Source organism: Thalassospira sp., assembly GCF_048059015.1.
GTDB lineage: Bacteria > Pseudomonadota > Alphaproteobacteria > Rhodospirillales > Thalassospiraceae > Thalassospira.
The window spans coordinates 83,638-97,949 of the sequence record NZ_JBLLNT010000012.1; the positions used below are offsets into that span (position 1 = coordinate 83,638).

11 protein-coding genes are annotated in these 14,312 nt (G+C 54.8%); 8 read left to right on the forward strand and 3 right to left on the reverse strand.

All coding sequences use genetic code 11. From position 1 onward, the window contains the following. Positions 1-2: 2 nt before the first annotated feature. The gene (locus ACMZ66_RS16025; protein WP_416938591.1) at positions 3-647 is read right to left on the reverse strand and encodes a TetR/AcrR family transcriptional regulator; all 645 of its coding nucleotides are present in this window, start codon (positions 645-647) and stop codon (positions 3-5) included. 134 nt (positions 648-781) lie between these two features. Between ACMZ66_RS16025 and ACMZ66_RS16030 the strand changes: the two genes are divergently transcribed. Then, positions 782-2,818 (forward strand): FAD-dependent oxidoreductase, encoded by a 2,037-nt coding sequence (locus ACMZ66_RS16030; protein ID WP_416938593.1) that lies wholly within the window; start codon positions 782-784, stop codon positions 2,816-2,818. A gap of 62 nt (positions 2,819-2,880) precedes the next feature. On the opposite strand, the gene ACMZ66_RS16035 is transcribed toward ACMZ66_RS16030, so the two are convergent. Continuing rightward, positions 2,881-3,762, reverse strand: a complete 882-nt coding sequence (locus tag ACMZ66_RS16035; RefSeq protein WP_416938595.1) for a LysR substrate-binding domain-containing protein — start codon at positions 3,760-3,762, stop codon at positions 2,881-2,883. Between the two features lie 156 nt (positions 3,763-3,918). Here ACMZ66_RS16035 and ACMZ66_RS16040 point away from each other — a divergent pair, with 156 nt between their 5' ends. From ACMZ66_RS16040 to ACMZ66_RS16065, 6 genes are all read left to right on the forward strand, one after another. Continuing rightward, on the forward strand, positions 3,919-5,160 hold the full coding sequence (locus ACMZ66_RS16040) for an aromatic ring-hydroxylating oxygenase subunit alpha (RefSeq protein WP_416938597.1): 1,242 nt from the start codon (positions 3,919-3,921) through the stop codon (positions 5,158-5,160). Positions 5,161-5,163: 3 nt separating this feature from the next. Then, complete coding sequence (locus ACMZ66_RS16045; protein WP_416938599.1) at positions 5,164-6,231, forward strand: 2Fe-2S iron-sulfur cluster-binding protein; 1,068 nt, start codon at positions 5,164-5,166, stop codon at positions 6,229-6,231. A 253-nt stretch (positions 6,232-6,484) separates the two neighbouring features. Next, positions 6,485-7,738, forward strand: a complete 1,254-nt coding sequence (locus ACMZ66_RS16050) for a sarcosine oxidase subunit beta family protein (RefSeq protein WP_416938601.1) — start codon at positions 6,485-6,487, stop codon at positions 7,736-7,738. A 12-nt stretch (positions 7,739-7,750) separates the two neighbouring features. Continuing rightward, positions 7,751-8,053 carry a sarcosine oxidase subunit delta gene (locus ACMZ66_RS16055; protein WP_416938603.1) on the forward strand — a complete coding sequence of 101 codons (303 nt, stop codon included), beginning with the start codon at positions 7,751-7,753 and terminating at the stop codon, positions 8,051-8,053. Continuing rightward, on the forward strand, positions 8,050-11,043 hold the full coding sequence (locus ACMZ66_RS16060) for a sarcosine oxidase subunit alpha (RefSeq protein ID WP_416938605.1): 2,994 nt from the start codon (positions 8,050-8,052) through the stop codon (positions 11,041-11,043). The genes ACMZ66_RS16055 and ACMZ66_RS16060 overlap by 4 nt, the downstream gene beginning before the upstream one ends. Positions 11,044-11,058: 15 nt before the next feature. Next, a complete protein-coding gene (locus ACMZ66_RS16065; RefSeq protein ID WP_416938607.1) occupies positions 11,059-11,610 on the forward strand; it encodes a sarcosine oxidase subunit gamma in 552 nt (183 codons plus the stop codon). Between the two features lie 86 nt (positions 11,611-11,696). Here the strand turns inward: ACMZ66_RS16065 and ACMZ66_RS16070 are convergent, their stop codons facing one another. Further along, positions 11,697-12,719 (reverse strand): LacI family DNA-binding transcriptional regulator, encoded by a 1,023-nt coding sequence (locus tag ACMZ66_RS16070; protein WP_416938609.1) that lies wholly within the window; start codon positions 12,717-12,719, stop codon positions 11,697-11,699. 187 nt (positions 12,720-12,906) lie between these two features. Here ACMZ66_RS16070 and ACMZ66_RS16075 point away from each other — a divergent pair, with 187 nt between their 5' ends. Next, positions 12,907-14,229 (forward strand): ABC transporter substrate-binding protein, encoded by a 1,323-nt coding sequence (locus ACMZ66_RS16075; RefSeq protein WP_416938610.1) that lies wholly within the window; start codon positions 12,907-12,909, stop codon positions 14,227-14,229. The last annotated feature ends 83 nt before the right edge of the window (positions 14,230-14,312 follow it).

Sequence of the window (14,312 nt, forward strand, 5' to 3'; positions counted from 1 at the left end):
ATTCACATGCTGGCAGAATAGTTATGCCGTGCGTAAAACCGGTCGAGTTCGCGTTGCTGCGGCGGCTTTCCGGCGAATGTTTCGACATAGGCCGGGATGCGTTTCATACGCGTTGCGACGTCTTCGCTTGATTGCATCGAAATATATCCGATCTGCACCAGATAAAGGGTGCGGGCACGGACATCGGCCATGGCTTCATTAAGGCCAAAGCGGGCGAAAAGTTGGGCCAGTGCATCTAGGCGCTGTTGATCAGCGTGTTCGATTTCAGCCAGCACATTTGGTGATTGCGCCGACCAGCTGCGCACAGCAAATTCAAACTTCGCGTCAAACAAATCGGGCATGAGCCAGCAATCAATAATGTTGAGCATCGCCTCGGTGATTGTTTCGGCGTAGGCCTCGGTCTGTTTGATCAGATTGCCGGTATTTTTGTCGCGCCATTGCGCGATCAGCGCATCCAGCAGTTCCTGCCGGTCCTTGAAAAACCAATAGAAACTGGTGCGCGACAGGTTCAGGCGCTTGGCCAATGGCTGGATCTTTACCCCATCAACGCCGGTTTCCAGAAGTGCGTCATACGCTGCACCCAACCAGACGTCAGATGATCCGCGCCAGCCGCTATTTTGTGTCTGCTCTTCCATGTCTGATTTCATAGCAAATCACCGGGTGCCCAACAAGCAAAGTGTACAGTTCTGTATCCAAAATATACATCAGTGAACTTAAAATTGACATAAGTGTACATTTATCCATATGGTTGAACAAGAGAGTCGAAATTGGAGTCCCGTAAATGTCCAACGATCCGCTTCTTCAGCCCTATCAGCTCAAGCATCTGACGCTGCGCAACCGCATCATGATGACATCGCACGAACCGGCTTATCCGGAAGACGGCATGCCAAAGGAACGCTATCGCGCCTATCATGTGGAGCGCGCCAAGGGTGGCGTTGCCATGACCATGACGGCGGGTTCGGCCGCCGTTTCCAAGGACAGCCCGCCGGTCTTTAACAACCTGCTGGTCTGGAAGGACGAGGTCGTTCCGTGGATGAAGGACCTGACCGATGCAGTGCATGAGCAGGGTGCTGCGGTTATGATTCAGCTGACCCATTTGGGGCGCAGAACCCGCTGGGACAAGGCAAACTGGTTACCCGTCGTTTCCCCATCCCATCACCGCGAAGCTGCACATCGTGCCTTCCCGAAAAAGATGGAAGATTGGGATATCGAACGCATCATTAAGGATTACGGCGATGCCGCCGAACGCATGAAAGCGGGCGGCATGGACGGGATTGAGCTTCAGGCTTATGGCCATTTGATGGATCAATTCTGGTCACCTTTGACCAATGAGCTTGATGGTCCTTATGGCGGCAGTATCGACAACCGACTGCGCTTTACCTTTGATGTTCTGACCGAAATTCGCAAACGGGTTGGATCAGAATTCATCGTTGGTGTGCGTTATACCGGGGATGAAGATCTTGAAGGTGGATTGACGCAAAGCGACGGATTGGAAATTTCCAAGCGCCTGAAAAACAGTGGGATGGTCGATTTCCTAAATGTCATTCGCGGTCATATCGATACCGATGCCGGGTTGACCGATGTAATCCCGATCCAGGGCATGGCCAATTCACCGCATCTGGATTTCGTTGGTGAAATCCGCGCTGCAACCAACTTCCCGACATTCCATGCGGCCAAAATCCCCGATGTGGCAACTGCGCGCCATGCAATTGCGTCGGGCAAAGTTGATATGGTCGGTATGACGCGTGCGCACATGACCGATCCGCATATCGTGCGCAAAATCATTGAAAAGCGCGAAGATGATATTCGCCCATGCGTCGGGGCGAACTATTGCCTGGATCGTATCTATCAAGGTGGTTCGGCCTATTGCATCCATAACGCGGCTACCGGTCGTGAACTTTCGATGCCGCAAATCATCGACAAGGCCGAAACGCGTAAAAAGGTTGTGATTGTCGGCACTGGTCCAGCCGGGATGGAAGCCGCGCGCGTGGCAGGCGAACGTGGTCACGAAGTCGTCGTGTTTGAAGCGGCCGCCGATCCCGGCGGGCAGATCCGCCTGACGGCACAAAGCGAACGCCGTCGGGAAATGATCAGCATCATTGAATGGCGGATGTCGCAATGCACGAATTTGGGCGTGACGTTTAATTTCAATACCTGGGCAGAGGCCGATACGATCACGGCTGAAAACCCCGATGTTGTCATCATCGCGACGGGCGGTATGCCCCATACTGATGTGCTGTCACGCGGTAATGAGCTTGTGGTTTCGTCATGGGACATCATTTCAGGCGACGTCAAACCGGGAAGCAACGTTCTGGTTTATGACGATGCCGGGGATCATGCCGGACTGCAGGCGGCAGAACTGATTGCCCAATCCGGGGCAAAGGTTGAAATTATGACGCCCGATCGTGCCTTTGCGCCCGAGGTTATGGCGATGAACCTTGTGCCGTACATGCGATCCATGCAGAAGCTTGATACTACCTTCACGGTTACCTATCGCCTTGATGCGGTGGAAAAGCAGGGTAATCAGCTAATCGCCCATGTCGGCAGTGATTATGGCGGGGTTGCCAAGGAACGCATTGTCGATCAGGTGGTTGTGAACCACGGCACCATCCCGCTTGATGACATCTATTTTGATCTTAAGCCGATGTCATCAAACCTTGGTGAGATGTCGCATGATCAATTGCTGGGTGGGCAGGCGCAATCGGTTGTCCGCAATCCCGAAGGCAGTTTCCAGCTGTTTAGAATTGGCGATGCGGTTTCGGCGCGCAACACCCATGCGGCGATCTATGATGCGCTGCGTCTGGTAAAAGGCATCTGATCAGATGGGCGACGGGTATGTTTTATGGCATGCCCGTCGCCTTTTGATGCTGGCATTTGACCTCAGGCTGCGCCGATCAGCCAATTGGCAAAAACGCGGGCCTTTTCCGATGCGCGCGGATGAACCCGCAGATAAAAGCCCATCGGTGACGGAATGGAATCCTCGACCAGTTTGATCAACCGTTCATCATCAAGAAGCGGGCTGATCAAAGCATCCCACCCCAATGCGGCACCCACATCATCTTGGGCGGCCTGAAGGGCAATCGTGTAATTGTTTAGCGTGAAGCTGCGCCCGCCTTTTGGGGCAGGGTGGCCCAGTTCGCGAAACCAGTCTTTCCAGGTAGTCCAATCGGCCTCTTCGTTGTGAAGATGGATTAATGGTGCGCGCAAAAGATCATCGATTGTCTCGATATTCTGTTCTTCCTTGAACGCGCGCGTGCCGATCGCAACCACCCGATCCTGAAACAGCTTGTGATAGCCTTCAGCGCCTTCGTCAGGGTTGCTGTAAAGGATGCTAAGATCGCAATGCCCGGTCGTTCCCGGCACGTCGGACACGATCTGGGAAACCGTGATCGAGGGATGAATTTTCCAGAAAGCAGAGATTTTTGGGGTGAGCCAGAGTGAACTGACAGCCGTTGTTGTCCGGATGGTGACATCGACCGCTTCTGTCTGATCGCGAAGTTGCGACACCGTATCGGAAATGGTTTCAAATCCGCGTTGTAAGGCGACCAGCAAAAACGCGCCTTTTTCTGTCAGCTCTACCCCGCGGTTGCGGCGAATGAACAGAAGACTGCCAAGGTCTGCCTCAAGTGCCTTGATCTGATGGCTTATTGCCGCCGGGGTGACATTGAGTTCCTGGGCAGCCGTCTTGAAGCTCATATTCCGCGCGGCGGCTTCAAAGCAGATCAGGGCATTGATTGATGACAGATCATAGGGGCGCTGCAAGCGGACCTCCTTGCGAAATACGGATTGGTTGGTGTTGGTAGTTACTTTTTCAGATTAGTTTATCTAAACCAAGATGAAAATTTATGCCGTTGAAAAAAACGACATGAAGTCCACACTTTTGGTTGCTTTCAACCCATTGATAGACGGATTTTCGCCATGTCGGCTGTCGCGCATTCCATCCATGAGCTTTTGTCACGCCGCGTTCCCGGATACTCGCTGGAACAGCCGTTTTATACAGCCCCGGATATCTTCGATCTTGATCTGCAAAATATTCATTACAAGGAATGGCTGTTTGCGATCCCGGCCTGCGAAATCCCGAAATCTGGCGACTACGTGATTTATGACATCGGGGCCTATTCCGTGGTGATCGTTCGCGGCAATGATGGCGTTATCCGCGCGTTTCACAATTCATGTCGTCATCGCGGATCGGTCCTGTGCAAAACCAAAAAGGGGCGGAATCCAAAGCTGGTCTGCCCGTATCATCAATGGACCTATGATCTTGATGGCAAATTGCTTTGGGCGCGTGACATGGGCGATGACTTCGACATGTCGCAATATGGGCTTACTGTCGTTCATTGCCGCGTGATCCATGGACTGGTTTATATCTGTCTGGCCGATAACGCGCCCGATATTGAACCGTTTGCCAGTGTCGCATCCCAGTATTTGGCACCACACGATTTGGAAAATTCCAAGGTCGCGTTTGAAAGCACGATCATTGAAAACGCCAACTGGAAGCTGGTCTGGGAAAACAATCGGGAATGCTACCATTGTGCGGGCAACCATCCTTCGCTTTGCCGGACCTTCCCCGAAGATGCGCGCGCAATTGGCAGCAGTTCGGATGGTGCGCAAACCAGCGAACTTGATCAGCATATCGCACGCTGTGAGGCAGTTGGTGCGACCTCGGCCTATCAAATGTCGGCAGATGGTGAGTGGCGCTTTGTCCGTGTGCCGCTTAATGGCGAAGCGGAAAGCTACACGCTTGATACCAAGGCTGCTGTGAGCCTGCCGAATTCGTCGATCCCGTTCAAGAATGCCGGATCGCTTTTGAAGTTCCATTATCCATCAACATGGAACCATTTCCTTTCCGATCATGCGCTTGTTTTCCGTGTCACCCCGATAAGCCCAACCCAGACAGAAGTGTGCACCAAATGGCTTGTGCATAAGGATGCGGTCGAGGGGCGCGACTATGACATTCAACGCCTGACCGAGGTTTGGCTGGCAACCAATGCTGAAGACAAGGAAGTCGTTGAAAACAATCAACGTGGCATTGATACACCTGCCTACAAAGTCGGGCCGTATTCGGTCGTGCAAGAAGGTGGCGTGATCCAGTTTGGCAATTGGTATGCAAGCACCATGGCCGACAAGCTGGCCCCGCGTGATCAGTTGGCGGCGGAGTAGGCGATGACGATCCTTGATAAGCCAAAACTGGCATTTTGGTCGGATGCAGAGGAACTGGAATGCGTATCCTTCCTGCCCGAAGCCCCCAATGTGATGACCTTTTGCTTTCAATCGGTTTCGGGTGCGCTGTTTAGCTACGAGCCCGGCCAGTTCTTGACGCTTGAAATCCCGGTGCCCGGCGGTCCGCTTTATCGGACCTATACGATTTCATCATCGCCATCGCGCCCGACATCGCTGACTGTGACGGTCAAGGCGCAGGCGAACTCGGTCGGTACGCGCTGGATGCTTGATCATTTGCGTCCGGGCATGCGCATCCGGGCGAAGGGACCGGCGGGAAGCTTTTCGCTGGTGAACCACCCGTCGGATAAATATCTGTTTATCTCGGCCGGGTCGGGTATCACGCCGATGATGTCGATGACGACCTATTTGTATGATGCGGGACGTGATCCCGACATTGTTTTTGTCAATTGCGCACGCCGCCCATCAGAAATCATCTTTCGCGATGCGTTGGAGCATATGGCATCACGCATTAATGGCATCGATCTGAAATGGGTGGTCGAAGAAACCGATCCCTTTAGCCCCTGGACCGGATATCTGGGCACGTTCAATCAGCTGATGCTGGGTCTGATGGCGCAGGATTATCTGGAACGCGAAGTGTTTTGTTGCGGGCCGGAACCCTTCATGCAGGCGGTGCGTGATGTTCTGATCGGTCTTGGCTTTGATATGGACCGCTACCATCAGGAAAGCTTCCATGCGCCAAACATTGAGGCCGAAGCCACCCCAGATGATGTTGTGCCAGATGAAAAGGCAGATGCACTGATCGAGTTTGTTGCATCGGGCATCACGGCAAACTGCACCGAAACCGATACGGTTCTGGCAGCTGCGCGAACGGCCGGATTGGTGATCCCGTCTGGCTGTTCAATGGGGATTTGCGGGACTTGTAAGGTGCGCAAGACCGAAGGGCAGGTCCATATGGTGCATAATGGCGGCATTACCGACGATGACATCGAAGAAGGCTTCATTCTGGCCTGCTGTTCTAACCCGATCGGGCAGGTCAAAATTGACGCCTGACGGGGCTTGTTCAGATCGTTGGTAATGATTGCAAAACACGGGGTGGTCGAAGGGCCGCCCCGTTCGCATATGTAGGCCTGATTTCCGTCAGGTTATGATGCCCTTGGCTGCTGGTGTATCCAAGTGCTGTTGCGGCTGACGCAAAAGTGCAATCCTGTCGAAAATATACAATGGTTTTGTCGCATTTATTCAGTCCCCGAAATCGCGGTATTGATAGAGTTGCGGCAATGGTAAATCGGGGGATCGTCGAATCATGACCCATTTTTCTGCGCTATCGCTACTCAAAAACGCACTCAGCGGCCAAAAGAACTGGGAGCCGCAATGGCCCGACAGTGAGCCGAAAGCCGAATACGATGTCATCATCGTCGGTGCGGGTGGTCATGGTCTGGGGGCTGCTTACTATCTTGCCAAGGAACACGGCATCACCAATGTTGCGGTGATCGACAAAGGCTGGCTTGGTGGGGGTAACACCGGTCGTAACACGACGATCATTCGGTCGAACTATCTCTATGATGAAAGTGCAAAGCTTTATGACCACGCGCTGGATCTGTGGGATGGGCTGAGCCAGGAGCTGAACTACAACGTCATGTATTCGCAGCGCGGCGTTCTGATGCTTGCGCACAATGTCCATGACGTTCAAAGCTTCCAGCGCCACGTTCATGCCAACCGTCTTAACGGTGTGGATAACGTCTGGCTGTCCAAGGAAGAAGCCAAGGAATTCTGCCCACCGCTCGATATTTCGCCGAACGCGCGCTACCCCGTCATGGGTGCCGCTCTTCAGCGTCGCGCAGGTACCGCGCGTCACGATGCGGTGGCATGGGGTTATGCCCGTGGTGCAGCGGCACGTGGTGTCGACATCATTCAAAACTGCCCGGTAACCGCAATTCGCCGTGGCCCGGATGGCCGCGTCACCGGTGTTGAAACCGCCAAAGGTTTCATCGGTGCGAAAAAGGTTGCTGTTTCGGCCGCTGGTCATACCTCGGTCGTGATGGAAACGGCTGGTGTACGCATGCCGCTTGAAAGCTATCCGCTTCAGGCGCTGGTTTCCGAGCCGGTTAAGCCGATCTTCCCGTGCGTTGTTATGTCGAACACCGTTCACGCCTATATCAGCCAGTCTGACAAGGGTGAGCTCGTGATCGGATCGGGTACCGACCAATATACCAGTTACTCCCAGCGCGGTGGTTTGCCGCTGATCGAGCACACTGTTGCTGCGATCTGCGAGATCTTCCCGATCTTTAACCGCGTGCGCATGCTGCGTAAGTGGGGTGGTATTGTCGATGTGACCCCGGATCGTTCGGCGATCCTTGGTAAGACGCCGGTGCCGGGTCTTTATGTTAACTGCGGTTGGGGAACCGGCGGCTTCAAGGCAACACCTGGTGCTGCCCACACGCTGGCTTGGACCGTGGCAAAGGATGATCCGCATCCGGCCAACGTGCCCTTCACCCTTGAACGTTTCACCACCGGTCGTCTGATTGACGAAGCCGCTGCTGCAGCCGTTGCGCACTAAGGAGACCCGGACATGCTTCTGATCCATTGCCCATATTGCAATCAGACCCTGCCGGAAATGGAATTTACCTATGCCGGCGAAGCCCACATTGCCCGTCCGCTTGATCCGTCTTCGGTCAGCGACGAGGAATGGCGCGACTTCCTGTTCATCCGCACCAACGTGAAAGGCCCGCATTTCGAACGCTGGCGCCATTTCCACGGTTGCGGTCGATATTTCAACGCCGTGCGTGACACAGTAAGCGATCGCTTTGTGATTACTTACAAGGCTGGCGAGCCGCGTCCTGATCTGGCCAAACTCCTGGAGAAATCGAAATGAGCAGCTTCCGCGTTTCCGGGGGTGGTCGCGTCGATCACAGCCAGCCGATCCAGTTCACCTTTGATGGCAAAAAGATCAAAGGCTTTAAGGGCGACACCGTTGCATCGGCTCTTTTGGCCAACGGCATCCACCTTATGGGTCGTTCGTTCAAGTATCACCGCCCGCGTGGTGCCGTGACCGCCGGTTCGGAAGAACCGAACGCATTGGTCGGTACGCGCCGTGGCCCGGGCCGGTTTGAGCCGAATACCCGTGCGACCGTTCAGGAAATCTGGAATGGTCTGGAGGTCAACAGTCAGAACCGTTATCCGAGCCTGTCCTTTGACATCGGTGCGGTGAATGACAAGGCCTATATGCTGTTTTCAGCGGGCTTCTACTACAAGACCTTCATGTGGCCGAAGTCCTTCTGGGACAAGGTTTATGAGCCGTTCATCCGTTCTGCTGCCGGTCTTGGCGTTTCGCCGACCGAAAGCGATCCGGACCATTATGCGTCGCGCTATCTCCATACCGATGTTCTGATCATCGGTGCTGGGCCTGCCGGGCTTGCTGCATCCCTGTCAGCGGCCCGCGCAGGTTCCCGCGTTACCCTTGTCGACGAAAACCCCGAAGCTGGTGGTTCGCTGCTGTCTGAACCAAATGCCGAGATCGAAGGCGTTCCGGCGTGGGATTGGGTTGCCAAGACCGTGGCCGAGCTTAAAGAGCTTGGCGTAAAGGTCATGACGCGCACGACCGCGATTGGCTATTACCACCAGAACATGGTTGGTCTTTGTGAAAAGCTGACCGATCATCTCGCCGTGCTTGATGACGAAACCCCGCGTGAACGCATGTGGCGTGTCCGCGCGAAGCAGGTTGTTCTGGCGCAAGGTGCACTTGAAAAGCCGCTGGTGTTTGATGGCAACGACCGTCCGGGCGTGATGCTTGCCGGTTCTGCGCAGACCTATCTGAACCGTTATGGCGTTCGTGTTGGTGACAAGGCGGTTGTCGTCACCAGCCACGACAGCGCATGGTATGCGGCCTTCGATCTGGCCGATGCCGGAACCACGATTGCCGCAATCGTTGATACCCGTTCTGAGCCGAATGCCGATCTGGTGAAACAGGCAACGGCACGCGGAATTCGCATCATGTCTGGTCACACTGTCACCGGGACCGAAGGTCGCCTTCGTGTCAAATCGGTCCGCGTGAACCCGGTTAAGGGGGATACGGTCGGTGCAGCCGAAAACATCGGCTGTGATTGCCTTCTGATGTCGGGTGGCTGGACGCCGTCGCTTCACTTGTTCTCGCACACCAAGGGAACGCTTAAGTGGGACGAAGAACGCCAGACCTTCTTGCCAGATCACAAGGCCGAAGAATGCGAAATCGCAGGTGCCGGTCGTGGTCTTTGGGGCATTCAGGCGGTTCTCAATGATGGGGCCGAAATGGGGGCTGCTGCCGCCAAAAGCATTGGCAAGGATGGCAAGGCCGCAAGCTTTGCAGTGGCCAATGACCGCCCGGGTACGGGTGTCAGCCACAAGGAACTGCCGACCGATCTGGATGCAGGCAAGGCGCGTGCCTTTGTCGATTTCCAGAACGATGTGACTGCCAAGGATCTTCGTCTTGCGGTCCGTGAAGGCATGCGTTCGATCGAACATGTCAAACGCTATACCACGAATGGCATGGCGACTGATCAGGGCAAGATGTCAAACATTAACGGGCTTAACATTGCTTCGGACGCGCTTGGCGTTCCGCAGCCAAAAGTTGGCCTGACGACGTTCCGTCCGCCCTATACGCCGACGACCTTTGGTGCGTTCTGTGGTTATCACAAAGGCAGCCACTTTGAACTGACCCGCAAAACCCCGATTGATAGCTGGGCCGAAGAAAATGGCGCAGCGTTCGAACCGGTCAGTCTGTGGCGTCGCGCTTGGTACTTCCCGAAAGCTGGTGAAGACATGCATGCAGCCGTTTCGCGCGAATGCCGTGCAACGCGTGCAAGTGTTGGCATTTTTGATGCGTCAACCCTTGGCAAGATCGAGGTTGTTGGTCCCGATGCGGTTGAATTCATGAACCGCATGTACACCAACCCCTGGACCAAACTTGCGCCGGGGCGTGCGCGGTATGGTCTGTTACTGGGCGATGATGGTTTCATCCGCGATGACGGTGTCATTGGTCGTATGTCTGATGATCGTTTCCATGTCACCACCACGACCGGTGGGGCGGCACGCGTTCTGAACATGATGGAAGATTACCTTCAGACCGAGTGGCCTGATCTTGATGTCTGGCTGACCTCGACCACTGAACAGTGGGCGACGATTGCACTTAACGGGCCGAATGCCCGCAAGCTGCTTGAGCCGTTTGTTGAAGGTCTGGATATGTCCGATGAGTCCTTCCCGCATATGTCGGTTGCCGAATGCCGGGTGGGTGGCTTTGAAGCACGACTGTTTCGCATCAGCTTTACCGGTGAGGTTGGCTTTGAAGTCAACGTTCCGGCCCATGCCGGTCGTGCGCTTTGGGAAATGCTGTGGGAAGCAGGTCAGAAATACGACATCTGCGCCTATGGTACGGAAACCATGCACGTCCTTCGTGCCGAGAAGGGCTACATCATTGTTGGGCAGGATACCGATGGTACCGTGACCCCGATTGATGCCGGTCTTGGCTGGGCGATTGGCAAGATGAAGCCGGACTTTGTTGGCAAGCGCGGTATGGCACGTCCTGACCTTGTGGCCGAGGGGCGCAAACATCTGATTGGTCTTCTGACCGAAGATGGCAAAACCAAGCTTGAAGAAGGTGCGCAGATCGTTCTTGATCCGAACCAGCCCAAGCCGATGAAGATGGTGGGCCATGTGACATCAAGCTATCACAGCGATGCCGCAGGCCGCCCGATTGCGATGGCGCTTCTTGAGGACGGTTTCAATCGTATGGGTGAAACCATTTACATTCCGATGCCTGATCGCGTGGTTAAGGCCACCGTCACCGGGACCGTATTTTACGATCCCGAAGGCGCACGGTTGAAGCTCTAGGCAGGGGGAAAGACAATGACGGTACTTACACACACCTTTACGCCAGGTCCGATTGTTGCGCAGGGCCCGGTCAAATTGACCCTGCTGGAACCGGTTGCACGGCTCTCGCTCCGCCTGCGTGAGAAAAACATCCCGACCCTTGCCAAAGTCATCGGTGCGGACCTTCCGACCGAAATGGGCAAGCGATCCGCCAATGGATCGCGCGAAGTGATCTGCTTGGGCCCGGATGAGTGGCTTATTGTGACCAAGCTTGATGATGTTGCGGCTTTGACTACTGCCTGTGCCGAGGTTTATGGCAGTGCGACGCACAGCCTGACCGAGGTCTCTGCCCGTGAAGTCACGGTGCGGATCGAAGGCGAACGCGCAGCCGAACTTCTGACCACCGGCTGCCCGCGCGATATCGACACCATCCCGGTCGGTGGCGGTTGCCGCACGATCCTTGATGGTGCGACGGTTGTGATCTGGCGCGATGCGGATCAAAGCTTCCGCGTTGATCTGTGGCGATCCTTTGCATTGCACGTGATTGACCTGCTACGCACCGGATGCCGGGAATTCGCAGCGGAATAAAGGTTTAAAGAAGGGCGCTGGTTTTTGGATCAGCGCCCTTTTTTCTTTCTGGGTGTGAAAAGACGCCAGTTTAGACAGGCAGTGGCCTAGAGGTTCTCGGCAAGCAGGATTTCGATCCGGATACGTTCCTGGGACGCAAGTGTTTCGCGGTTTTCGCATTTGGCGCGCAGGGTGCGTACCGCACTTCGCACAATGTGGCCGGGATCCTGATTGATCAGGGCGTCAAGCGTGCAGTCACGCAAGGCCTGTTCTGTGGATGGCGTGCGTTCATGGGCAATCGTGATGAGCTTTTCGTCGCCATGAAGTTCCTGAGCAAAATCGATGGCGACGCGTGCTTCTGACCCCATGATATAGAGCCCGACAATATCGTCATGCGCGGCGAACGCGTTGGTCAGGACCAAATGCGTTCGTTCCGGATAACCATGCGTCTCCAATGTCGGCAATGCATGGAGCTGCGGGCTGGTAGAGCCAATGATGCGATCAAAACCAAGCCGGCGTTCAAGGCTGTCGCGTGATTGCATAGTTTCAGCCAGAACCAGTATTGATCCGCTTGTCTTGCCAAGAAAGCGGGCCATCAAGCGCCCGGCAGTTGCACCGGCAGCAACGTTATCGATGCCGACAAAGGACTGATTATCTTCTTCCTGCTGGTTGGAAATGAAGGCCACTGTCTGTATGCCGCGCTCACGCATGCGGTGGAGAGCGTCACGGATCTGCGGCGTTTCCGGGGCCATGATGGCAATGCCGTCATAATCATCGGCCGAAAGTCGCGACAGGGTTTTTGCCGCACGATGCGGATCATGTTCATCAATTCGCACGATCTTGGTCTGGATCATTTCAGCGCGGCTAGCGTGATCGAATTCAGCGATGTGCTTTTTGATCACATCAAGAAATTCGTCGCCTGAGCGCGGTAGGACAAACCCGAAGCGATAGCCTTTCTGGCGTGCCAGAGTTGCGGCGACCTGATTGCGTTCGAATCCGATGCGTTCAATCGCTTCGTTTACCGCATCCACTGTTTTCTGGCGAACACCGGACCGCCCGTTAAGGACACGATCGATTGTGGCAAGGCTGACGCCGGCTGCTTTGGCGAGGTCTTTTGTTGTTGGTCGCATTTGTCTTTTGGGGCCTGAATCGCTCGGTTTTTATTATCTTACCCTCAACCATCGGGCGCGTCTCTGCAAGAAATTTGAGGTGCGTAACTCAAAAAAAGACGTTTTTGAGGTGCGTACCTCAAAAACCTGTGGTAGAAGTTTGTCAGTGGCTGGGAAGCCGCGCTATTCCAATGGGAGGAAAAACAAAATGAAATCAATGCACTTTAAGACGGTAATCGCGTCGGCCATCGTTGCCGGTACGCTTCCGGCAGCCGCATCCGCAGAAGATTTAACTCTTTGCTGGGCCGCTTGGGATCCGGCAAATGCCCTGGTAGAGCTGTCGAAAGACTTCGAAGCCAAAAGTGGTCACAGCATGAGCTTCGAGTTTGTGCCCTGGACATCTTTTGCGGACCGCATGCTTAATGAACTGAATTCCGGCGGTCAGCTTTGTGATCTGATGATCGGGGACAGCCAGTGGATTGGTGGCGGTGCGGAGAACGGCCACTATGTGAAGCTCAACGACTTTTTCGATGCCAACAATATCGATATGGCCGACTTTATCCCGGCAACCGTGACTGGTTATGCCGAGTGGCCAAAGAACACGCCAAACTATTATGCGCTGCCGGCCTTTGGGGATGTGGTGGGCTGGACCTACCGCAAAGACTGGTTTGAGCGCCCGGAAATCAAGGAAGAATTCAAAGCAAAATACGGGCGTGATATCGCCCCGCCGGCAACCCTTGAAGAGCTCAAGGACATTGCGCAGTTCTTCCAAGGGCGCGAAATTGACGGAACCACCGTTTATGGCGCGGCAATCTATACCGAACGTGGTTCCGAGGGGATCACGATGGGGGTGACCAACGCGCTGTATAACTATGGCTTCCAGTATGAAAACCCAAATCAGCCGTATGATCTTGACGGGTTCGTCAACTCAAACGGTGCTGTTGCCGGTCTTGAGTTCTATAAGGAGCTTTATGACACCGCGACCCCACCGGGTTCCTCAAACTGGTATATGAGCGAAGATATCGACGCCTATAAATCCGGTCAGGTTGCGCTTCAGATGAACTTTGCCTTTATCTGGCCAGGTGTCGAAGCCGATCCGAATGTCGGTGGCGGCAAATCCGGTTATTTCCCCAATCCGGCAGGCCCTGCCGGACAGTTCGCCCAGCTTGGTGGTCAGGGGATTTCCGTTGTGTCCTATTCCAACAAGCAGGCCGCCGCACTGGAATACATCAAATGGTTCTCCCAGCCTGAAATTCAGGCCCGCTGGTGGGAGCTTGGCGGTTATTCGGCGATGCGTGCGGTGGTCGAAGATCCCGGCTTTGCCAGCAGTCAGCCCTATGCCCAAACCTTCCTTGATAGCATGGCGATCGTGAAGGATTTCTGGGCGGAACCGGCATATGCCGATTTGCTTTTGTCAATGCAAGAGCGCATCCACAACTATGTCGTTGCCGGTGATGGCACCGCACAGGAAGCGCTTGATGGTCTGGTCAAGGACTGGACCGAAGTCTTTGAAGACGAAGGCAAGCTCTAGGTCAAGGTACCTCGACGCAACTGGCTCTGGATCGGTCCCGGGACGGCAAGTGTGTGCCGGGACCTCCTACCTGACCAACGAGA